This is a genomic window from Micromonospora sp. CA-248089 (assembly GCF_050948515.1).
Lineage (GTDB): Bacteria > Actinomycetota > Actinomycetes > Mycobacteriales > Micromonosporaceae > Micromonospora.
Genome location: NZ_CP192016.1, coordinates 536,615 through 556,218 on the forward strand (window position 1 = coordinate 536,615; position 19,604 = coordinate 556,218).

A 19,604-nucleotide genomic window follows, 5' to 3' on the forward strand; every position below is an offset into this window, starting at 1 on the left:
CGCCGAGAGATGACTCCCGGAAACGCATATGACTGAGAGGCATAAATATGCCCCTCAGTCATATCGCTCGGAAGGAATGCAGCGCGGAGCCGGCTCAGGTCGCCACGGCCGCGCGGCCGCGAGCCACCGGCGGCAGCTCCCGGGTGACGTCGGCGACCGTGCCGGCCGGCAGTTCCCGGGTGGTCTCCGGCCCGGCGAAGCCCACGATGGAGAGCGCGGTCTGCGGCTCGGCGACCGGATGCAGCGCCGCGAACGCCTCGTCGCGCAGGCTCTGCGCCGCCGCGGCGGCCAGCTCGGCTGCCTGCCAGGCGGCCTGCTCCCGCTGCGTGGCGGCCCGGTGCCGGGCCGCCATGTTGTCCCGGACCAGCCGGCGCAGCAGCAGTTCCTGCTCGACCGGGTGCCGGCTCGGGTCCCAGCCGTTGCCGCCGAGGATGTCGCTGAGCTGCCGCACCGTGATCTCGTTGCGCCACTGGGCGTCCATCGCGGCGCGGTGCAGCCAGCGCTCCCGGTCCGCGTACTCGGCCGGGGTCTTGGCGGTACGGGGCAGCGGCAGCGCCGCGGCGGCGGTGAGGCGCCGGACGTCCTCCTCAGCCGCCTGGTACGCCTGCCAGGCGGCCTCGGACTCCTCCTGGGCGGTCAGCCACTCGGCCCGGCTCCGCTCCGCGGTGGCCGTCGCGCGGGAGGCGGCCACCGCCACCTCGTCGGCGTAGCGGGTCCGCTCCTGGTCCCGTACGCGGGCTCGCTCGGCACGTTCGATGCTGCTCGGCCGGGCCGCGTCACTGATCCGGTCGACCAGCTCCGAGCGGAACCGCGACGGGCGGACGATCAGCGCGGCGACCACTGTCGCGGCCACGGCGAGCAGGACCAGCCAGATCACGGCGGCCGCGGGCATGTCGGGCAGGACGGCGGAGAAGACGGTCTGCATCACCAGCACCTCAGGGTGGAACGAAAGACGATGAACGGTCGTGGCCCGGAGATCCGGGCGGGTGCGCGTCGTGACTCGGACGCGACGGGACGCGCGGCAGGGCGCGCGGCGTGCGGCGGGTGGGGCCGCGCCGGGGCGTACCGGAAGGGTGCCCGGTCAGGCGCGCGGCGGACCGCGACGGGCGATGTCCGCCCGGCCGGGGTCGGCGGCGGCGACGACCTCGACGCCGGGAACGCCCGCGGCGGAGTCGGTCGACGGGGCCTCGGTGACGGCCGGGCCGCTGCCGGGGCCGGTGGCGCGCAGGGCGGCGGTCGTGGCGTCGCCCGTCATGAGTTCGGCGGGACGCGCGGCACCGGCGGTGACCGCCTGCCGCGTCGCGGCGTGCTCGATCGCCACGACGTTCTCGATTGCCAGGACGTGCTCGGTGGCGACGGCGTGCGAGGCGACGGTGGCGTGCGGGGCCGCGGCGGCGTGGGCGGGTGTGGCGGCGATGCCCTGGAGGCCGGCGATCAGCACCAGGCTGGCCACGGCCGTGCGGGCGATCCGGCGCAGCGTCGCCGTCCAGGTGGACGGGGCGAACGCTACGGGCAGCACCTGTTCAACCTATCCGTCGGCGGACGATCTCGCAGCTCAAGGATCTTGCGGGTTACGTGAGCCACCCCACGGGTCGCTGTGGACGGACACCGACGCAGGCCGGACGCGGAACGGCGCGGCGCCCCTGCCGGGGTGCCGCGCCGTGCCGTGGATGCCGGACTCAGTTGCCGCCGAGCACCGGCGGCGGGGCGGCGTCGCCGTCGCCCCAGACCATCTCGTCCTCGGTGAGCCAGGTCAGCCGGCCGTCGGACTCGTCGTCGCCGTGGCCGCCGCGCCCGCCCAGCACGCCGCTGCGGCCGGCCATCGCGGGCCGCCCGGTGGCGCCGCCGGTGCGCTCGGCGGACTTGCTCCCGGCGTCGACCACGAGGCCACGACCGGAGGTGAGCCGGCCCGTGCCGGCGGCGGAGCGGTTGTCGGCGCCGGGCATGCCGCCGAGGCGGGCCGCCGACGCCGAGTTGGCGCCCGTGCCGGCCAGCGAGCCGGTGCTCAGCACGCCGGGGGCGCCGTAGAGCGCACCACCCGGTCCGCCCGCGGTCATCGTCGTCGAGCCGGCGCCGCCGGGGCCGAAGCCCGGGCCGCCGCCGACAGTCGGACCACCGACGGTGCTGGTCAGCGGAGTGGCACCGGCCAGCGAGGTGCCGCCCGGCTCGACGGTGCCGCTGGTCGGCACCGAACCCGGAGCGCCGGCGCCGGGCTGGCCGCCCGGAGTGCCCGCACCGGGCGTGCCCTCGCCCGGCGTGCCACCGGTCGGAGCCGTGTGGTGCACGCCCGAGGTGGTCGCGGTGGCGCCGGCGCCCGGGCCGAAGCTGCCCAGGCTCGGGCCGGACGTCGGGGTCTTCACCGACGGGCCGTTCTGCAGCGTCGGGTCGCCGTTGCTGGTGTGGCCCGGCAGTTCGGTCTCCGGCGGGTCCGGCACGACGATGCGGCCGTACGCGGAGAAGTCGTAGCCCTCGGCGAGCTTCGCCACGACCTGCACCATCCGCTGGTGCGCCTTCTCCTGCTCGGCCTTGTCCTGCTGGTGGCCGACGATCCCGCCGATCACCGCGCCCGGGGCGCCGCCGAGCAGGAAGCCCTTGCCGGCGCCGGCGAGCAGCTTGTCGTTGTCGTCGGTCTTCTCCGGGGTCTCCGCCTTGGACTGCGCGGCCCGCAGCTCGCTGGACATCATGTCGAGGCCCTGCCGGATGCCGGTCATGCCCTCGGCGAGGTTGCCGGAGTAGCGCACGACCATGTCCAGCCGCCTGGTGAACTCGCGCGCGGCGTCGCCGGTCCAGCTCTTGGACAGCGCCTCCAGGTCGGCGGTCAGGTCGCGGCCGAGGTCGTCGAGCGTGCTCTTCAGGGAGGTCCACTGGGCGCTGAGCGCCTCGATCTGCTTCGGGTCGCCGGCGTTGACGCCCTGGTAGAGCTCCTCGTGGCTGACGTGCTCGTAGCGCCGGGTGTACTCAGACACGCGGGTCCTCCTTCGGCTGCTTCATCGCCTCGTTCAGCCCGGAGAGGGCGGCGGCGATGTCGGCCGCGGCGGCGGCGTTGCGGGCCTCGGCGGTCTTGTAGTTCGTCATGATCTTGTGGGTCGCCTCGCGGGCGGCCAGGATCGCCCGGCGCAACCGGTCGACGTGGTTGACGTAGCTCTGGTGCGTCTCGGAGTAGCGACGCGCGTTGTCGGTCGCGTCGGTGAACGTGCCGAGCGCCGGCGGGCGGCACTGCATCTGGGTGTTGAGCTTGCGCAACACCGACTCCGCCTCCTGCAGGCGCCGCTCGAGCCGCTGGTGGAAGTCCTCCAAGGACAGTACGTCTACCGTCGTGCGCCCCGTCATGGCTGCATCCCCGTAGTCATCGTCGATAACCTTCGCCGCACTCAGGTTAGTCGAAGCGAGCCAACCCGGGCGACCCGTGACGGGCTTCCTCCACTTCGGATCCGGTGGCGGCCGGTCAACCGCCCTGGACCTGCGCCGCCGCACCGCCGGCCGAGGGCGTCGCGGTGGCCTCCGGAGGCGCTGCCGCATCGAAGTAGGTCATCGCGTCCTCGCGGGACAGCGTCGGGCCGGTCGGCACCAGCGCCAGCAGCGAGGCCGGTACGGCGATCGGCGTCACGTCGCCGTACCCGAGCGCGCTCTTCGCGTCGCCCCCGGTGGTGCCGAGCGGATAGCGGATGCCCTGCGCGGTGATCAGGTAGACGGTCGAACCGGCCGCCGCCTTGCCGGTCTCCCCGGCCGTGGCCTGCACCAGCACGCCCTTGCCGCCGGGTAGCAGCACGTTCTCGGCGGTGCGTACCGCGTCCCGGCCGCCCTGCCGGGCCGGCATCGCGGTCGCCGAGGTCAGCTCGGCCGGCGGGGAGTCGAACACCTCGAGCGTGGTGGTGGGCGGCTGACCGGCGGGCCCGGGCCGGTAGGTGGCGCAGAGCACCGTGCGGCCCGGCCGGACCTCGTGCAGCGTCGGCAGCCGGGCCGGCAGACCGTCCGCGTCCAGCCGCTGATCGGTGAGGAGCCGTCCGGCCTCGTCGGGAGTGATCTGCGTCACTTCGCCGCCGCTGCCGAGCAGCAGCAGCGCGGTGACCTCACGGACGGTCGCCAGGCCCTGCCGGGTGAGCACGTAGTACTGGCCGGCGGCCTGGTACACCTGGCCGATCCGGGCCGGCCGATCGGCCACTGTGAGCCCGCTCGCGCCGCCGTCCCCGGCGATCGACGGCTTGCGCAGCACGGGCCCGACGGGCACCGCGTTCAGCAGCTGCTGCCCGACGGTCAGGTTCGTCGCACCGGCCATCTTCAACGCCACCAGCGCCTGCTCGTCGCCCGCCACCCGCAGCCGGGAGCCGCCGGTGAGCAGGTAACGGGCGTCGCTGGTCCGCACGACCACGGCCCGGTCGGTCAGCGCCGTCCCGCCGGGCAGCGCGCGGTCGATCACCAGGTGCGTGGTCGAGCGCCGCGGGTCGTTCGGATCCGGTACGTCGCACACCGACCAGGGGAGCCCGACCAGGGACTTGCGATCGGGCAGGTCGTCCGGGGCGCCCACGATGCCGACCAGCCGCCCGCGCGGACGGTCCTTGATCGACGCCTGCGACATGGTGCGCGGCGTCGCACCGGCGTCGTTGACGATCAGCCGCGCCGAGGCGTAGTTGAGCGTCGGGCGCAGCACCTTGTCCTCGCCGAAGTAGTACGTCGCGCCGGTCTCCCGCTCGATCACCACCGTGTTCGGCTCCAGCGGCGCGGAGTTGCTGGTGAGCTGCCCGTACGCGCCGACGCCGCCGAGCACCACCGCGGCCGCGATGACGCTGCCGAACACCGCCATGCCGAGGCGGCGCATCGGCAGGTCGTTTGTCTCCGGATCACCGGCGAGCAGCGCCGAGACGATGCGGCGGGTGACGAAGCGGTACGCCTGCACCTGATCGCGGCGGGTCCGCATGACTAACCTCCGGCGGGGGTGGGTCCACGGCGACAGGTCCGAACAGCGCCGCGGGCTTCCCTACGATAAGGGGCCGTCGGGGGTGCGCCGGACCCCGTCCGCCGCCCGAACGACCGCACCCGCCCGGCGGATGCCCAGGATGTCCAGAAGGGACGTACACCGATGACGCAGCTCCAGGCGCCACCCGGTCGTACCGCCACCGCTGCCGCCGTACCGGGGGACCGGCCGGTCGCCCCGGCGGACAAGCGCCGCCGGGGACGGCTCGGCCCGGTCGTGGTCGGGCAGTTGGTGGTGGTGGAGTGCGCGGCGCTCGCCGTCTGGTTCGCCACCGCCGGCCCGACGTGGCTGCTCGCGGTGGTCGCCGTCCTGGCGCTGCTGGCGGTGGTCGCGGCGTTCGCGCGCCGGGGCGGCCGCTGGTGGTACGAGGATCTGATGCTCCGCCGCCGGCTGCGCCGGCGCCGCGACCGGGCCCGGGGCGCGGTGCCCGGCGGTGACCCGCGGCTGGCGGCGCTCGCCCCGGAACTGTCGGTGGTGGAACTGACCGAGCGCGGCACCCGGCTCGGCATCGGGCAGGACGACCGGGGCTGGTTCGCCGCGCTGGCGCTGACCGGCCGTCCCGGCGCGCCCGCCGGCACGATCGAGGCGGCGGCGGTGGACCGCGCGCTCGCGGTGCTCGCCGACTTCTCCGGCCCGGTCACCCAGACCCAGGTCGTCTCGCACACCCTGGTCTGGTACCCGGCACCCGGCGCGCCGCCGTCCGCGTACCGGACCGTGTGGGTGGCGCTGCGCCTGTCGGTGTCCGACGCGCGCGCCGAGACGGTGAGCCGGGGCGGCGGCCTGCGCGGCGTGCACCGCACGGTGGCGGCCGGGGTCGGCCGGCTCGGCAAGGCGCTCAACGCCGCCGGCCTCGGTCACCGGGTGCTCGACCGCAACGAGCTGCACGCGGCGGTGGTGTCCGGTGCCGGGCTCGACCTGGCGCCGGAGTCCCCGGTGGAGACGTGGACCAGCCTGCGCGGGGGCGGCTGGACGCAGCGCTGCCTGGCCCTGCGGGTACGCCCCAACGGCTCGCTCGGCGCGCTCGTGGACGCGGTCACCGCCACCTCCGCGCCCTCGCACACCGTCGCCGCGGTGGTGCTCCCGGGCGGCCGGCGGGTGCCGCCGCTGCTGCGGGTGGCCGCCATGGACGGGCACGCCGAGGCGCTGGTGAAGGCGGTCCGGGAGATGGCCCGGCGCGCGGGCGTGCCGGCCCGCCCGCTGGACGGCCAGCACGGTCCCGGCGTCTACGCCACCGCACCGGTCGGCACCGCGATGGGCACCGTCACGGTCGAAGGTTGACGATCCAGCCGTACGCGCCGCAGACCCAGACGGCCAGCGGCACCAGCGCGATGATCAGCAGGATCTCGATGATGTCCAGGGTCCGGCCCCAGACCGGGGAGATCCGCTTGCCGGCCACGGTCAGGCCGTAGACCAGGCTGATCACGGCCACCACGGCCAGGCCACCGAGGATCAGGCCGAGCCGTACCGCCAGCGAGCCGGCGGCGAACGTGGCGGCGGCGACCAGTCCCAGGCCGACGGTGCCGGACAGCAGCACCGGCGTGCGCTGGGCGCGGCTGAGGAACGGGCGTGCCCGCAGCAGCGAAAGCAGCGCCAGCACCAGGCAGAGCAGGACCGCCGGGAGCCGGCCGTCCTCGGCCAGCACCACCTCGCCGCCGAGCACAAGCAGCGAGACGGTCCAGAGCAGACCGGTGAGGAACGCGTCCGCGCGTTCGCTGTTGCGCAGCACCGACGGCCCGTCCACCGACTCGGTGTCGGTCTTGAGGTCGTCCGGGCCGGTGGGGATGGACGGCACCGGCAGCCGGGCCAGGCGGTAGGCGAGCATCGGCAGCGCGGGCAGCGCGCCGAACGCGACTGTCGCCACCACCGCCGCCGAGGCCGCCGCCCCGATGCCGAAGGACAGGCTGAGCACCGCGCCGAGACCGACCGCGGCACCCACGCCCACCGCGCCGAGGAACAGCGGCAGCCGGTCGCCGACGGCGAGGGCGGCGATCGCGCCGAAGACCACCACGGCGGTCCCGGCGATCAGGACGTGCGGCGCGGCCAGTTCGCCGAGCGTCCGGTCCCCGGCGAGCACCAGCAGGCCGCCGACGCCCGCGTAACCGATCCCGACCAGGGCCAGCACCGCGCCGGTGCGGCTGTCACCGGCGGCGCGGGACAGCACGGCGGCGCCCACCAGCAGCGCCACCGCGGCCACGAACGCGGCCGCCGCGCCGGGCAGCTGCGGCGGACCGGTGAGCAGCGCCGCCACCGCGCCCCCGGCGAGCGCCGAGGCGGCCAGCAGGACCGCGAACACCCGCGTCGTGCCCACCTGCCAGGCGCCCGCCCGCTGGGTGGTGGAGGTGGCGACCGCGTCCACCACGTCGTCGAAGACGATCTCGGGGGCGGTCGCGGCACGCGGGTTGAAGTAGAGCACCTCACCGTCGCGGACACCGAGTTGCGCGGCGGTACGGCCACCGTCGAGCGGCTGCCCGCCGAGCCGGGACAGGGCCCAGCCGCCGTGCCGCACACCCTCGTCGGCCAGATCCTCGCCCGCGTACCGCAGCAGCGTGGGAAGCAGGTCGGCGAGCGGCACGTCGGACGGCAGCGCCAGATCCATCCTGGTACGCGGCGCCACGATGGTGATCCGGCTCAGCCCGCCGGTCGCCGTCTTCGTCGCCACAGTGGCCTCCTCGTGCTCGCATACGATCCGCTGGGCCGTCGGCGTCGCCCCCACGGGTCCACGACGCCTGACGGAGATTACCTACGATGGCGGTCGCACAGGTTGCCCACCCGACGCTCACCGGCGGTGGCAGACCACGATCAGGGCCGCTTCTGGGGAGGGGAGAGCCGTGAGTACGGTGGTGTTCCGCCGACTTCCGCGTCAACCGGGGCCCGCGCTGCCGCGCGGCGAGGTGCTGCTGGAATCCCCGCCCGAGCTGCCGGAGCCGCAGGCCAAGGGCATGGGGCAGGTGCTGATGATCCTGCCGATGCTCTGTGGCGTCGGCGCGATGGCGTTCCTCTACGCCGGCCGGGGCGGCGGCATGATGACGTACGTCGCGGGTGGCCTGTTCGGTGTGTCCATGTTGGGCATGGCGATCGGCACGCTCGGCAACGGCGGCAAGGACAAGGCCGAGCTGAACGCGCAGCGGCGCGACTACATGCGCTACCTCGCGCAGATGCGCAAGCGCACCCGGCGGGCGGCCGAGCAGCAGCGCGCCGCGATGACCTGGCGGCACCCGGAGCCGGACGCGCTCTGGTCGATCGCCGCCTCGCGCCGGCTCTGGGAGCGGCGGATCACCGAGGACGACTTCGGTGAGGTGCGGATCGCGCTCGGCCCGCAGCGGCTCGCCGTGGAGATCGTGCCGCCGGAGACCAAGCCGGTGGAGGACCTGGAGCCGATGAGCGCCATCGCGCTGCGCCGGTTCGTCCGTGCCCACTCCAGCGTGCCGGACCTGCCGACCGCGCTGTCGCTGCGCGCGTTCAGCCGGATCGCCCTGCGCGGCGACCGGGAGCCGGTGCTGGACCTGGCCCGGGCCGCGCTGGGCCAGCTGGTCACGTTCCACGCCCCGGAGGATCTCCTGGTGGTCGTGGTGGCCGCGCCGGACCGGCAGCCGGCCTGGGACTGGGTGAAGTGGCTGCCGCACGCCCAGCACCCGGGGCGTACGGACGCGGCGGGCGCGCGCCGGATGGTGTTCGCCGCGCTGGACGAGGCGGAGACCGCGCTGGCCCAGGACCTGGGCGGGCGGCCCCGGTTCGCGCCGGAGGCGAAGCCGCTGACGACCGCGCCGCACGTGGTGGTGGTGCTGGACGGCGGCGAGGTCTCGGCGACCTGCGCGCTGACCGGGCCGGGTCTGCTGGGCACGACCGTGTTCGACCTGTCCGGCGCGGTCCCGCGCGACGCCGGGCGCTGGCTGCTCTGCCTGGACGCCGGGGACGGCACGGGGCTCGACCTGGTCCGCGGCACCGCCACCTCGCGGCTCGGCCGCCCGGACCGGCTGTCCCTGAGCGCGGCCGAGGGGCTGGCCCGTCAGATCGCCCCGTTCCGGCTCTCCCAGCAGCAGGGCGCCAGCACCGAGGAGCCGCTGTCCCGCAGCATGGAGCTGCCCGACCTGCTCGGTGTCGGCGACGCGGCCACCGTGGACGTCCGGCAGACCTGGCGTCCGCGCAGCAACCGCGACCGGCTGCGCATCCCGCTCGGCCTGGGCCCGGACGGCAACGTGGTGGAGCTGGACTTCAAGGAGTCCGCGCACGAGGGCATGGGCCCGCACGGCCTGGTGATCGGCGCGACCGGTTCCGGCAAGAGCGAACTGCTGCGTACGGTCGTCGCGGCGCTCGCGGTGACGCACTCCTCGGAGGAGCTGAACTTCGTCCTCGTCGACTTCAAGGGCGGCGCCACGTTCGCCTCGCTGGACGCGTTGCCGCACACCAGCGCGGTGATCACCAACCTCTCCGACGAGCTGCCGCTGGTCGACCGCATGCGGGACGCGCTGGCCGGTGAGATGAACCGCCGCCAGGAGGTGCTGCGGGCGGCGGGCAACTACGTCTCCCGGTACGACTACGAGAAGGCGCGGGCCGCGGGTGAGCCGCTGGAGCCGATGCCGAGTCTGCTGATCATCTGTGACGAGTTCTCCGAGCTGCTCGCGGCCAAACCGGACTTCATCGACCTGTTCGTGATGATCGGCCGTCTCGGCCGCTCGCTCGGGGTGCACCTGCTGCTCGCCTCGCAGCGGCTGGAGGAGGGCAAGCTGCGCGGCCTGGACACGCACCTGTCGTACCGGATCGGTCTGCGCACGTTCTCGGCGGTGGAGAGCCGGATCGTGCTCGGCGTGCCGGACGCGTACGAGCTGCCCAGCGCGCCCGGTCACGGCTATCTGAAGACGGACACCGCGACCATGCTGCGGTTCCGCGCCGCGTACGTGTCCGGCCCGTACCGGGCGCCGGGGCAGGTGCAGCGCTCCACCCGGGCGCAGGTGCAGCGCCGGATCGTCCCGTACGGCATCGACTACGTGCCGGTGCCCGCCCAGCCGAGCCCCGCCGAGTCCGCCCCGGAGCCGGAGCAGAGCGGCGACGGCAAGGCAGTGGCGATGCTGGACGTGCTGATCGAGCAGCTCAAGGGCCGCGGCAAGCCGGCGCACCAGGTGTGGCTGCCGCCGCTGGCCGAGCCGTCCGGGCTGGCCGAGCTGCTGCCGAAGCTGAGCGTGCACCCGGCGTACGGGCTGACCACCGCCGACTGGCCGGGCCGTGGCCGGCTCGCGGTGCCGGTGGGCATCGTGGACCGGCCGTACGAGCAGCGCCGCGACCCGATGATGGTGGACCTGGCCGGGGCCGGCGGCAACGTGGTGATCGTCGGGGCGTCGCTGAGCGGCAAGAGCACCATGCTGCGCTCGATGCTGGCGTCGCTGGCGCTCACCCACACGCCGCGCGAGGTGCAGTTCTTCTGCCTCGACTTCGGTGGCGGCGCGCTGCGCAGCCTGGACGGACTGCCGCACACCTCGGGCGTGGCGGGGCGGCGGGACACCGAGGCGGTCCGGCGGACGGTGGCCGAGGTGGTCGCCGTGATCGACGAGCGGGAGAACCGGTTCACCCAGCACGGCATCGACTCGGTGGCGAGCTACCGGCGCCGCCGGGCGGCGGGTGAGTTCGCCGACGACCCGTTCGGTGACGTCTTCCTCGTCGTGGACGGCTGGAACACGCTGCGCCAGGAGTACGAGGAGCTGGAGCAGACGATCACGAACCTGGCGAACCGGGGTCTGGGCTTCGGCGTCCACGTGGTGATCACGGCGGTGCGCTGGGCGGAGATCCGGATCAACATGCGGGACCTGCTCGGCACCAAGCTGGAGCTGCGGCTCGGTGACCCGTCGGAGTCGGAGATCGACCGGCGGGCCGCGCAGAACGTGCCGGTGGGCGCGCCGGGTCGCGGCCTGACCCGGGACAAGCTGCACTTCCTGACCGCGATCTCGCGGATCGACGGCAAGCGCGACATCGAGGACCTGACCGAGGCGTCGGTGGCGCTCGCCGGCCACGTCGCGGCGAACTGGCCGGGGCAGCCGGCGCCGAAGGTCCGGCTGCTGCCGCGCAAGCTCGCGGTCACCGAGCTGGCGAAGGTGGTCGACAGGTCGGCGCCGGGCATCCCGATCGGCGTCAACGAGTCGGCGCTCGCCCCGGTCTATCTGGACCTGGCGAGCGAGCCGCACCTGACCGTGTTCGGCGACGCCGAGTGCGGCAAGACCAACCTGCTGCGGCTGATCGCCCGGGGGATCGCCGAGCGCTACACCCCGGCCCAGGCGCGGCTGGTCATCGCCGACTACCGGCGCGGTCTGCTGGGCGCGGTCGAGGGGGACCACCTGCTCGACTACGCGCCGTCGAACCAGGTGTTCAGCCAGGGGCTCGGCTCGATCCGCAGCGCGTTGCAGAACCGGCTGCCCGGCCCGGACGTGACCACCGCCCAGTTGCGCGACCGGAGCTGGTGGAAGGGCCCGGACCTGTACATCCTGGTGGACGACTACGACCTGGTCGCCTCCGGTGGCAGCAACCCGCTCAGCGCGCTGCACGAGCTGCTGCCGCAGGCGCGGGACATCGGCCTGCACCTGATCATCACGCGCCGGGTCGGCGGTGTGGCCCGGGCGCTGTACGAGCCGGTGCTGCAGCGCCTGCGCGAGCTGGACTCGCCGGGCCTGCTGATGTCCGGCAGCCGCGAGGAGGGCGCGGTGTTCGGCAACCTGCGGCCGACTCCGCAGCCGCCGGGCCGGGGCACGCTCGTGCGCCGCCGCGACGGCCAGCAGCTGATCCAGACCGCGTGGACGGAGCCGGCCTGACGGGACGGACGATCGTCGCGGGTTTCCGGTAGCGTCGGCCCGATCGATCGTCGCGATTACGGGGAGGGCCCGGAGTTGAGCAGCCCGTCGGGTATCGGTGGAGCCCTGGAGGGCCTGCTGCGGCAGGCTCAGGAGCAGCAGCGCCGGCTGGCCGAGGTCCAGCGGCAGCGCGCCGAGCTGCGGGTGACCGGGGAGAGCCCGGACGGCCTGGTGCGGGTGACGGTGGACGGCGACATGAAGGTCGGCGACATCGAGCTGAACGCGCGGGCGATGCGGCTGGACAGCTTCTCTCTGGCCGAGGCGATGCAGGCGGCGATCGACGCGGCCTACGCCGCCTTCGAGGAGCGGCAGCGCGAGCTGCTGGGCGAGATGCTCGGCGACTCGGAGATGGTCCGCCGGGCCCAGGATGGCACGCTGACCCCGGAGGACTGGTTCCGCCAGTTCGGGGTGGACCTGTCCGACCCGACCCGCAATCTGCGGCGCTGAGCGAGAGGAAGGCCGAGGATGCCGAACACGGTCGACGTCGACGCAATCCGGAAGGCGGGCCGGCGGCTCGACGCCCCGGACGGCCCGATCCAGTACCTCCGCAACGTCGAGACGTTGCTGGCCGAGGTGAAGCTGCCCGGGGGTGCGCTGAGCTGGTTCGGCACCGGCGCGGTCGAGCGGCACAACGCGGCGGTGGACGGGCACCTGGACAACGTCCGGACCGGCGTGGAGCATCTGCGCCGGGCCGCCGCGCAGCTCGAACAGACCGCGAAGAACTGGGAGAAGTCGGATCAGCCCTGGGTGGTCAAGTGACCGGCCGGGCCCGTCACGGGAGGGGCGCCTGATGCCACCGGAGATCCTCATCGCCAACGCGTCCGGGACGGTGACCGGCTCGGTGTCGGTCGCGCAGACCACGGCGCCGGTCCGGTCGGCGGCGGCCATCGCCAAGGGCAACCTGGTCTGGATCGCCGCCTCGGCGGCACTGATCGGCACGATCCTCTACCTGGAGTCGTTCGACAACCAGGAGGTGAACGAGGCCATCAAGAAGTGGGACGAGGCGGCCCGCCTGCTCGGCGCGGACCAGTTCGGCGCGGCCATGGCGGCGGTCCCGCCGGACGCGGCGGAGTGGGACTTCGACGACCGGGACGCGTTCGACCTGTTCCTGCGCAAGCTCGGCGCGGAGATCAACTCGCTGGCCGAGGCGTTCGCCGCCAACCGGGACACGCTCACCGCCGCCCGGGACGCGTACAACGACGCGGTCTCCGGCCTGGCTCAAGCGCTCATGCCGATCCTGGTCGCGGTGATCGCCTCGATCGCGCTCCAGTTCTTCCCCGCCACCACCGCGCTGGCCCAGGCCATCGGCATCGCCGGCCTGGCCGCCACCGCCGCCATCCTGGTCCTGGTCTTCGGTGAGATCAGCGCGCTGCTGCACGCGCTGCTGGCCGCGTTCCACACCGACAACCGGTTCACCTTCACCGCGGACTCCCGTCCCGGCTGGGCGCCGACCGGCACCGACCCCGACATCAAGGACATCAAGATCGACTGGGTGCGGGACTCCAAGTTCTACGGCTGACGGGGGCGACGCGTGGATACCCTGCTCTTCTCGCTGCTGCTGTACGTCCTGCTTTCGATTCCGGTCTTCGTGGTGCTGATGCTGGTGGCCGGGCTGACCCGCTCGGCGCGGCTGCGACGGGCCGCCGAGGTGGTGTCGCTGAGCACCTGCGCGGCGCTGCTGGTCCTGGCGTTCCAGCGGGCGTTCGAGAAGCCGGTGCTGTGGATCGTGGTCGTGCTGCTGGTCGCGGTGCTGGCCTTCGGCGTGTCGACGGTCGTCAAATCGTCACGCGAACGGTCCTGACCCCCGGTCGCGTCTGTCGACAATGGGGTGTCCGAATGCGAACGACGGGCCGGCAGGGCTGCGCGGGTTGGACATCGTCCGCTACGGTTCGGATGAAGTGTCCGTCGGTGGGGTGTGTCCGCCTTGCCGCGGGGGAGGGGCGCGGCGGAACCGCCGCCACAAGATGACGGAAGGGTGTGAAGCATGGCGTTCGAGGTAACCGCAGCAACTCTGCACACCGCCGCGAGTGACGTGCGGTCCACGCGCAGCGAGGTTGACGGCGAGCTCAAGAAGCTGTGGAACGTGGTCGACGACCTCGCGATGGCCTGGAAGGGCCAGGCGTCCACGGGCTTCCAGGGCCTGATGAACCGCTGGACCGAGGACACGAACAAGCTGCTGACCGCGATGGACAACATCGCGGACCTGCTCGACAAGTCGGGCACCACGCACCAGGTCAACGACGAAGAGCAGCAGCAGATGCTGGACAAGTTCCACGCTGCTCTCAACCCGTGATCCGCGAAGACAGGCAGAGGAGGAATCGATGAGCATCAAGGTTGATTACGCTGTTCTGGAGAGCAGCAACCAGCAGATGCAGGCCATCTCGCGGGTCATCGACGAGAAGCTGGACACGCTTCGGGCGATGCTGACCAAGCTCGAGTGGGAGGGCCAGGACCGGGCCGCCTACCAGCAGCACCAGGCCCAGTGGGACGCCGCCGTGCGGGACATCAACAAGGTCCTGAACGAGATCGGCGGCGCTGTGGGCATCGCGCGCGAGAACTACATGACCACGGAGATGAGCAACTCCAAGGTCTGGGGCAGCTGACCCCCGACCGGTCTGCACAACGGCTCCGCTCCGGCTCGTGCCGGGCGGAGCCGTCGTGCGTTCTCAGGCGTCCTGCGGGACGTCGCGCCGTCCGGGGCGCCACCCACGCCGCCGTCCGCGTACCACGACGGGCCGTAGCGTCAGCAGGACGCCGGCCAGCAGCGCGCCCACGACGGCGACCCAGATCGCGACGGTGCGCTGCCACGCCAGCGGGTCGGCCGGCGGCGCCGGCGGCGGCATCGCGCCCAGCGGCGGATCGTCCCGGGTGCCCAGCAGGCTGGTGACCGCCCGGTACGGGTTGACCATCCCGAAGCCGACCTCGGCGTTGTGCCCGTCGGGCGGGTTGTCGGCGGTACGGGTCAGCCGGTAGGCGACCTCGTCGGCGCTGAGGTCCGGGTGCGCGGCCCGCACCAGCGCGGCCGCTCCGGAGACGTACGCGGTGGCGAAGCTCGTCCCGCCCTGCGGCTCGGCGCGGTAGCCCGATCCCTGCGGCGCGGGCCCGACGATGTTCAGGCCGGGGCCGGCGATGTCCACATAGTCCCCGCTGACCGAGCTGCCGACATGCCCGCCCTGCTCGTCGATCCCGGCGACGGCGATGACACCCTCGTACGCCGCCGGATAGGCCGGCCGGTCCTCCCGGTTCTCCTGGCGGTTGCCGGCGGAGGCGACGACCACCACGTCCTTGGCGAGCGCGTACTGCACCGCGGACTTCAGCGCCGGGTCGTCGAGCGTGACCAGGGACAGGTTGATCACGTCGGCGTCGTGGTCGACAGCCCAGCGGATCGCCTTGCCGATCTCGGCCGGCACGTCCGGGTCGAAGTTCTCCTTGTTCTCGGCCAGTACCCGCAGCGGCAGGATCTTCGCCTCCGGCGCGATGCCGGTGTACGGCGAGCCGGTGCCCTCCCGGCCGGCGATGATGCCGGCGACCATGGTGCCGTGGCCGACCAGGTCGCACTGCCCCTGGAGGCGGACGAGCTGGTTGAAGTCGTCACCCGGCAGCACCCGTCCGCGCAGCAGGGGATGGGTCGGTGAGACCCCGGAGTCGATCACCGCGACGGTGATCCCGGCGCCCTTGCCGACCCGCCAGGCGGCGGCCGGGTCGAGGCGGCTCAGCGCCCAGGGCACCTCGGTGGGTGCGGGGCCGCCGGTCGGCCCGCACTTCGGGGCGGCCAGCGCGGGCGCGGGCACCGCCAGCGCGCCGCCGAGCAGGGCGGTCACCGCCGCTCCGGAGAGGACGGACCTGATCCGGTGTCCGGCCCGGACGCGTCCCGTGGTCGCGCCCGGCCGCAAGCTGTCGCGCACGCGGTGAGATTACCCGCCGCACCCGTCCGCGCGGGCACACGTGGTGCCCGTCCGGGTCACCTGCCGGCGGTGGCGTCGCCGGCCGGCTCGGCGGCGAACAGGGCCAGCAGCGCGCCGACCTGCTGGTCGGCCTCGGCCGGGTGCCGGAAGCGGCCCTTCGGGTTGATCGTGTACTCGTTGCGCCGTCCCACCCGCGTACGCCGCAGGTAACCCCCGGCCTCGAGGTCGGCGACGATGGCCTGGGCCGCCCGTTCGGTCACGCCCACCTCGTCCGCCACGTCCCGCAGCCGGGCGGTGGGGTTGCGCGCGATCGCCAGCAGCACATGGCCGTGGTTGGTGAGGAAGGTCCAGTTACGGCGGCTCCCGTCCTCAACTGGTGTGGTCGCCATGGTGGTCATGCTATGGCCACCCGCGTCACCGGCCGAATCGGCGCGGGCCGGTGCGTCCGGCGACGGGGAAAGTATGAAATGCGTATCACGAATCTTGACGGGCCCCGAGGTGCGTGTGACCGTGGGTCGCGAGGCCGTTCGGCCTGGTGGTTCCCCAGGTAGACGAGGTGAGGGACATGACGCCGAGCACCCCGGAGCAGGCACTGGACGAGCTGCGTGCCGGTAATCACCGGTTCGTCACCGGCGCCCCGCAGCATCCGAATCAGGACGCCGGGCACCGGACAGCTGTCGCCGACGGTCAGCATCCCTTCGCGGTGATCGTCGGCTGCTCCGACTCGCGGCTCGCCGCCGAGATCATCTTCGACCGCGGCCTGGGAGACCTCTTCGTGGTGCGTACCGCCGGGCACACCGCCGGGCCGGAGGTGCTCGGCAGCGTCGAGTACGCGGTCACCGTGCTTGGCACGCCGCTCGTGGTGGTGCTCGGGCACGACTCGTGCGGCGCGGTCCAGGCCGCCCGGGAGGGGGTGCGGACCGGGGCCGCCCCGGTCGGGCACCTGGGCGCGGTGGTGGACGCGGTCTCGCCCAGCCTGCTGCGCGCCGCCCGTCAGGGCGTGGAGGACCTCGACGGCATCATCGACGTGCACATCGCGCAGACCGTGGAGACGCTGCTGGCCCGGTCCGCCGTGCTGGCCGAGCGGGTGGCGGCCGGGCGGTGCACGGTGGTGGGCATGTCGTACCGGCTCGCCGGCGGCGAGGTGCGGACCGTGGCGCAGTCCCCGGCCCCGGTGCCCGCGCCGGCGGCGCCCGCCGACCCGGCGCTGGCGAGCTGACACATTCGGACGCGAAAGGGGCCGCCCGAGGGCGGCCCCTTTTTCGTGGTGTCCGGGTCAGAGCAGCGACATGTGGACGTGGTCGGTGTGGTTCGACGGTCCGCTGTAGGAACGCCAGCCGGTGGCCGGGAACCAGATCTGCCGGTTCCAGATGACGTAGTAGATGCCCAGCCGGTCGGCGTTGCGGATGAGGAACGCGGCGACCTCGTTGCCGTACCGGCGGGTGTCGTTGTTGTGCCACGGCGCGAAGCCGCTGTTCTGCAGCGACCAGTCACACGCCTTGCCCTTGGGGTGTTCCCACGGCCCGCCGGACCGGTAGCAGCCCACGAAGCGCTTGAAGCCCGCGCGCCGGACCTCCTTGTACGCGTGCAGCGTGCGCGGGGTGACGCAGCCCGAGGTGGTCGGGTCGTCCTCGCTGCACGACTCGGACTTCCAGCCGCCGTCCGCGGTGCGACCGGGGGCGATCTTGGCGACCGGTGAGGTGGCGGAGACCAGGCCGCCGGTGAAGCCGAGACCGCCGACGAGCTTCAGCGCGCGCTCGGCCTGCACCTTCTCGCGCTCCATCGCGTTCTTCTGCTTCTCCTGCTCGCGCACCTCGGCGTCGAGCGCGATCTTGGCCTGCTCGGCGCGGGTCTTGACCGCGTTGATGGCGGCCAGGCGCTGCGCGTTGAGGAGGTTCAGCTCGTCGAGTGCGTTGACCCGGCGGACGAACGAGTCGGGCGAGTTGCTCTCCAGCAGCATCGCCATCGCGCCCATCCGGCCGGTCCGGTAGGACTGGGCGGCGAGCTGGTTGACCTGCGGGCTGAGCGCGTCGAGTTCGGCCTGTGCCGTCTTCACCTCGGCCGCCAGCCGCCGCTGGCGGTCCTGGGACTTGGCGAGCTTCGCCTTGGCCTGGAGGAAGTTCCGGTTGGCCGCGTCGATCGCCTCGGTGATGAGCGGCGGTTCGCCGTCCTCCTCGTGGCCCGAGGGGGTGCCGGGGGCCGCCGCGGTGGGTGCCGCGGTCGCCGGGGTCGGCCCGGCCAGCACGGCCAGCGAGGCCAGCACGGCCACCACGGGTGTCAGCCAGCGGCGCAGGGGTGCCGTCACAGTGTTCCCTTCCGTCGGCCGCCGACCGGGTTAGCTGACGGGTTCGGGACGGAAGTGGCCCCTACCGCTGTCGCGGATTCACCCCATGTACCTGGTTCCCCGGCTCGCCCGCGGGCGATTGGGCGGCGGCACCGCTGGCGCCGGTGCGCGCCTTCGGCGGTGACCGGCAGCGAGGTTACCTGACAGCACTCCTGAGGATCTACGTCCGGAAGCCGACCAATAGCGAGATTTCGCCGTGGCGCACCGTGACCAGCGTCGCGTTTGAAATCGATGGTCACGCTGCGGAGTGTCACCATGCGGCCTCCGTACTCCTTCCGCCGCCGAGCGCCTCCAGCGCGTCGTCCCGTCCGGCCGGCGGCCGGGGCGCGGGCGGCGCCGGCTCCGCGCCGCGCGAGCGCCGTCCGGCGGTGGTCACGATCGCGGCCAGTCCGGTCGTCAGCGGTACGGCGGCGATCAGGCCGAGCGTCGCCACCGCGCTGCGGACGATCTCCTGCGCGAGGAACTCACTGGTGAGGATCTCGCTCACCGGGCGGGAGTCGGCGACCAGCAGGAGCAGCAGCGGCAGCGAGGCGCCCGCGTACGCCAGCACGATGGTGTTGACGGTGGACGCGATGTGGGCCCGGCCGACCCGGGTCGCGGCCCGGTAGAGCTGCCGCCGGGACAGCCCGGGATTGGCGTGCGCCAGTTCGGTGACGGTGGCCGCCTGGGTGACCGTCACGTCGTCCAGGACGCCCAGCGAGCCGATGATGATGCCGGCCAGCAGCAGCCCGTGCAGGTCCACGTCGCCCTGGAACATGGACAGCGTGGTGGCGTCCTCGCTGCCGAAGCCGGTCAGGTGGGTGGCGGACGTGGCGAGCAGGCCGAGCACGCCGGTGATCACCAGGCTGCCGAGCGTGCCGAGCACCGCCACCGACGTCTGCGCGGTGATCCCGTGCGTCAGGTAGAGCACCACGAACATGATCAACGCAGCGCCGACGATCGCCACCAGCAGCGGTGGCTGGCCGGCACCGATACCGGGCAGCACGAAGCCGAGCAGGATGGCGAAGCTGGCCACCAGGCCGCCGAGCGCGGCGAGCCCGCGCCAGCGGCCGAACGCCACGATCGCGGCGGCGAACAGCACCATCAGCCAGATCAGCGGCGTACCGCGCTGGTGCTCGGCGATGTTGTAGGACTTCACCGACGGGTCGGCCGGGTCGGTCAGCTCGACCAGGACGACCTCGTCGCCGACCGCGACCCGGGGCGCGCCCGGCCCGGCCGGGATCGGCGTCTCGACCTGCCGGCCCGCGTCCGGGCCCTGCTCGGCGGTGACCGTCACGGTGCCGCACGGGCCACCGCCGCCCTCCGGGGCCTCCGGGGTGGGCGGGCAGGGCTCGGTGACGACCCGGGTCACCGTGCCGTGGTAGCGGGGGACGTCCGCCCCGCCGACCGGCTCCCGGTCCTGCCGGGGCCAGAGCACCAGCGCCGCGATCACGGTGAGCGCGAACAGCGGCACCACCACGGCGACGAGCAGCCGTCGTACGCCCGGCGGCGCGGCGGGCGCGGGGTGGGTGTGGTCGGCACCCATGAGGTCTCTCCCAACGGTCGCGGCG

At 73.6% G+C, this 19,604-nt stretch carries 19 protein-coding genes and 1 riboswitch; of the genes, 9 read left to right on the plus strand and 10 right to left on the minus strand.

What is annotated here, in order from left to right:
* Window positions 1-94 precede the first annotated feature (94 nt).
* The 5 genes from ACQP26_RS02700 to eccB all read right to left on the minus strand — a co-directional run bounded on the left by ACQP26_RS02700 (window position 95) and on the right by eccB (window position 4,915).
* On the minus strand, window positions 95-925 hold the full coding sequence (locus ACQP26_RS02700; protein ID WP_269702629.1) for a hypothetical protein: 831 nt from the start codon (window positions 923-925) through the stop codon (window positions 95-97).
* Window positions 926-1,081: 156 nt separating this feature from the next.
* Window positions 1,082-1,519, minus strand: coding sequence for a hypothetical protein (locus tag ACQP26_RS02705; RefSeq protein ID WP_433494838.1), 438 nt, complete (start codon window positions 1,517-1,519; stop codon window positions 1,082-1,084).
* Between the two features lie 160 nt (window positions 1,520-1,679).
* On the minus strand, window positions 1,680-2,966 hold the full coding sequence (locus ACQP26_RS02710) for a WXG100 family type VII secretion target (protein ID WP_269702625.1): 1,287 nt from the start codon (window positions 2,964-2,966) through the stop codon (window positions 1,680-1,682).
* Window positions 2,959-3,330: a hypothetical protein gene (locus ACQP26_RS02715; protein ID WP_269702623.1), complete on the minus strand. Its 372-nt coding sequence runs from the start codon at window positions 3,328-3,330 to the stop codon at window positions 2,959-2,961. The genes ACQP26_RS02710 and ACQP26_RS02715 overlap by 8 nt, the downstream gene beginning before the upstream one ends.
* Before the next feature lie 115 nt (window positions 3,331-3,445).
* A complete protein-coding gene (eccB, locus tag ACQP26_RS02720) occupies window positions 3,446-4,915 on the minus strand; it encodes a type VII secretion protein EccB (RefSeq protein ID WP_433494839.1) in 1,470 nt (489 codons plus the stop codon).
* Window positions 4,916-5,077: 162 nt separating this feature from the next.
* On the opposite strand from eccB, the gene ACQP26_RS02725 reads away from it, so the two are divergent.
* A complete protein-coding gene (locus ACQP26_RS02725; protein ID WP_281579177.1) occupies window positions 5,078-6,250 on the plus strand; it encodes a type VII secretion protein EccE in 1,173 nt (390 codons plus the stop codon).
* Here ACQP26_RS02725 and eccD read toward each other — a convergent pair.
* On the minus strand, window positions 6,234-7,631 hold the full coding sequence (eccD, locus tag ACQP26_RS02730; RefSeq protein WP_281579176.1) for a type VII secretion integral membrane protein EccD: 1,398 nt from the start codon (window positions 7,629-7,631) through the stop codon (window positions 6,234-6,236). The genes ACQP26_RS02725 and eccD overlap by 17 nt on opposite strands.
* Window positions 7,632-7,800: 169 nt before the next feature.
* Between eccD and eccCa the strand changes: the two genes are divergently transcribed.
* From eccCa to ACQP26_RS02765, 7 genes are all read left to right on the plus strand, one after another.
* Window positions 7,801-11,766, plus strand: a complete 3,966-nt coding sequence (eccCa, locus tag ACQP26_RS02735) for a type VII secretion protein EccCa (RefSeq protein ID WP_269702617.1) — start codon at window positions 7,801-7,803, stop codon at window positions 11,764-11,766.
* Window positions 11,767-11,841: 75 nt separating this feature from the next.
* Complete coding sequence (locus ACQP26_RS02740) at window positions 11,842-12,252, plus strand: YbaB/EbfC family nucleoid-associated protein (RefSeq protein ID WP_269702615.1); 411 nt, start codon at window positions 11,842-11,844, stop codon at window positions 12,250-12,252.
* Window positions 12,253-12,270: 18 nt separating this feature from the next.
* Window positions 12,271-12,564: a hypothetical protein gene (locus tag ACQP26_RS02745; protein ID WP_269702613.1), complete on the plus strand. Its 294-nt coding sequence runs from the start codon at window positions 12,271-12,273 to the stop codon at window positions 12,562-12,564.
* Window positions 12,565-12,595: 31 nt separating this feature from the next.
* A complete protein-coding gene (locus tag ACQP26_RS02750; protein WP_269702611.1) occupies window positions 12,596-13,324 on the plus strand; it encodes a hypothetical protein in 729 nt (242 codons plus the stop codon).
* A 12-nt stretch (window positions 13,325-13,336) separates the two neighbouring features.
* A complete protein-coding gene (locus ACQP26_RS02755) occupies window positions 13,337-13,606 on the plus strand; it encodes a hypothetical protein (RefSeq protein WP_433494840.1) in 270 nt (89 codons plus the stop codon).
* A gap of 183 nt (window positions 13,607-13,789) precedes the next feature.
* Window positions 13,790-14,098: a WXG100 family type VII secretion target gene (locus tag ACQP26_RS02760; RefSeq protein WP_269702607.1), complete on the plus strand. Its 309-nt coding sequence runs from the start codon at window positions 13,790-13,792 to the stop codon at window positions 14,096-14,098.
* 28 nt (window positions 14,099-14,126) lie between these two features.
* On the plus strand, window positions 14,127-14,408 hold the full coding sequence (locus tag ACQP26_RS02765) for a WXG100 family type VII secretion target (protein WP_030503508.1): 282 nt from the start codon (window positions 14,127-14,129) through the stop codon (window positions 14,406-14,408).
* A gap of 63 nt (window positions 14,409-14,471) precedes the next feature.
* On the opposite strand, the gene mycP is transcribed toward ACQP26_RS02765, so the two are convergent.
* Both mycP and ACQP26_RS02775 read right to left on the minus strand, forming a co-directional pair.
* Entirely contained in the window at window positions 14,472-15,710 is a 1,239-nt protein-coding gene (mycP, locus tag ACQP26_RS02770; RefSeq protein WP_281579172.1) for a type VII secretion-associated serine protease mycosin, read from the minus strand.
* 56 nt (window positions 15,711-15,766) lie between these two features.
* Entirely contained in the window at window positions 15,767-16,108 is a 342-nt protein-coding gene (locus ACQP26_RS02775; protein WP_135243016.1) for a helix-turn-helix transcriptional regulator, read from the minus strand.
* A 167-nt stretch (window positions 16,109-16,275) separates the two neighbouring features.
* Here ACQP26_RS02775 and ACQP26_RS02780 point away from each other — a divergent pair, with 167 nt between their 5' ends.
* Entirely contained in the window at window positions 16,276-16,929 is a 654-nt protein-coding gene (locus ACQP26_RS02780) for a carbonic anhydrase (protein ID WP_269702604.1), read from the plus strand.
* A gap of 57 nt (window positions 16,930-16,986) precedes the next feature.
* On the opposite strand, the gene ACQP26_RS02785 is transcribed toward ACQP26_RS02780, so the two are convergent.
* On the minus strand, window positions 16,987-18,015 hold the full coding sequence (locus ACQP26_RS02785) for a coiled-coil domain-containing protein (protein WP_433494841.1): 1,029 nt from the start codon (window positions 18,013-18,015) through the stop codon (window positions 16,987-16,989).
* A 4-nt stretch (window positions 18,016-18,019) separates the two neighbouring features.
* Window positions 18,020-18,150: riboswitch (cyclic di-AMP (ydaO/yuaA leader) on the minus strand.
* Between the two features lie 154 nt (window positions 18,151-18,304).
* Entirely contained in the window at window positions 18,305-19,579 is a 1,275-nt protein-coding gene (locus tag ACQP26_RS02790; protein WP_433494842.1) for a YibE/F family protein, read from the minus strand.
* Window positions 19,580-19,604: the final 25 nt, after the last annotated feature.

Excerpts from the sequence above, each read along its gene's own strand:
- ACQP26_RS02700 (WP_269702629.1), bottom strand. The coding sequence starts at position 925 with ATGCAGACCGTCTTCTCCGCCGTCCTGCCCGACATGCCCGCGGCCGCC.
- ACQP26_RS02715 (WP_269702623.1), bottom strand. The coding sequence starts at position 3,330 with ATGACGGGGCGCACGACGGTAGACGTACTGTCCTTGGAGGACTTCCAC.
- eccB (WP_433494839.1), bottom strand. The coding sequence starts at position 4,915 with ATGCGGACCCGCCGCGATCAGGTGCAGGCGTACCGCTTCGTCACCCGC.
- ACQP26_RS02725 (WP_281579177.1), top strand. The coding sequence starts at position 5,078 with ATGACGCAGCTCCAGGCGCCACCCGGTCGTACCGCCACCGCTGCCGCC.
- ACQP26_RS02745 (WP_269702613.1), top strand. The coding sequence starts at position 12,271 with ATGCCGAACACGGTCGACGTCGACGCAATCCGGAAGGCGGGCCGGCGG.
- ACQP26_RS02750 (WP_269702611.1), top strand. The coding sequence starts at position 12,596 with ATGCCACCGGAGATCCTCATCGCCAACGCGTCCGGGACGGTGACCGGC.
- ACQP26_RS02760 (WP_269702607.1), top strand. The coding sequence starts at position 13,790 with ATGGCGTTCGAGGTAACCGCAGCAACTCTGCACACCGCCGCGAGTGAC.
- ACQP26_RS02765 (WP_030503508.1), top strand. The coding sequence starts at position 14,127 with ATGAGCATCAAGGTTGATTACGCTGTTCTGGAGAGCAGCAACCAGCAG.
- ACQP26_RS02775 (WP_135243016.1), bottom strand. The coding sequence starts at position 16,108 with ATGACCACCATGGCGACCACACCAGTTGAGGACGGGAGCCGCCGTAAC.
- ACQP26_RS02780 (WP_269702604.1), top strand. The coding sequence starts at position 16,276 with ATGACGCCGAGCACCCCGGAGCAGGCACTGGACGAGCTGCGTGCCGGT.
- ACQP26_RS02790 (WP_433494842.1), bottom strand. The coding sequence starts at position 19,579 with ATGGGTGCCGACCACACCCACCCCGCGCCCGCCGCGCCGCCGGGCGTA.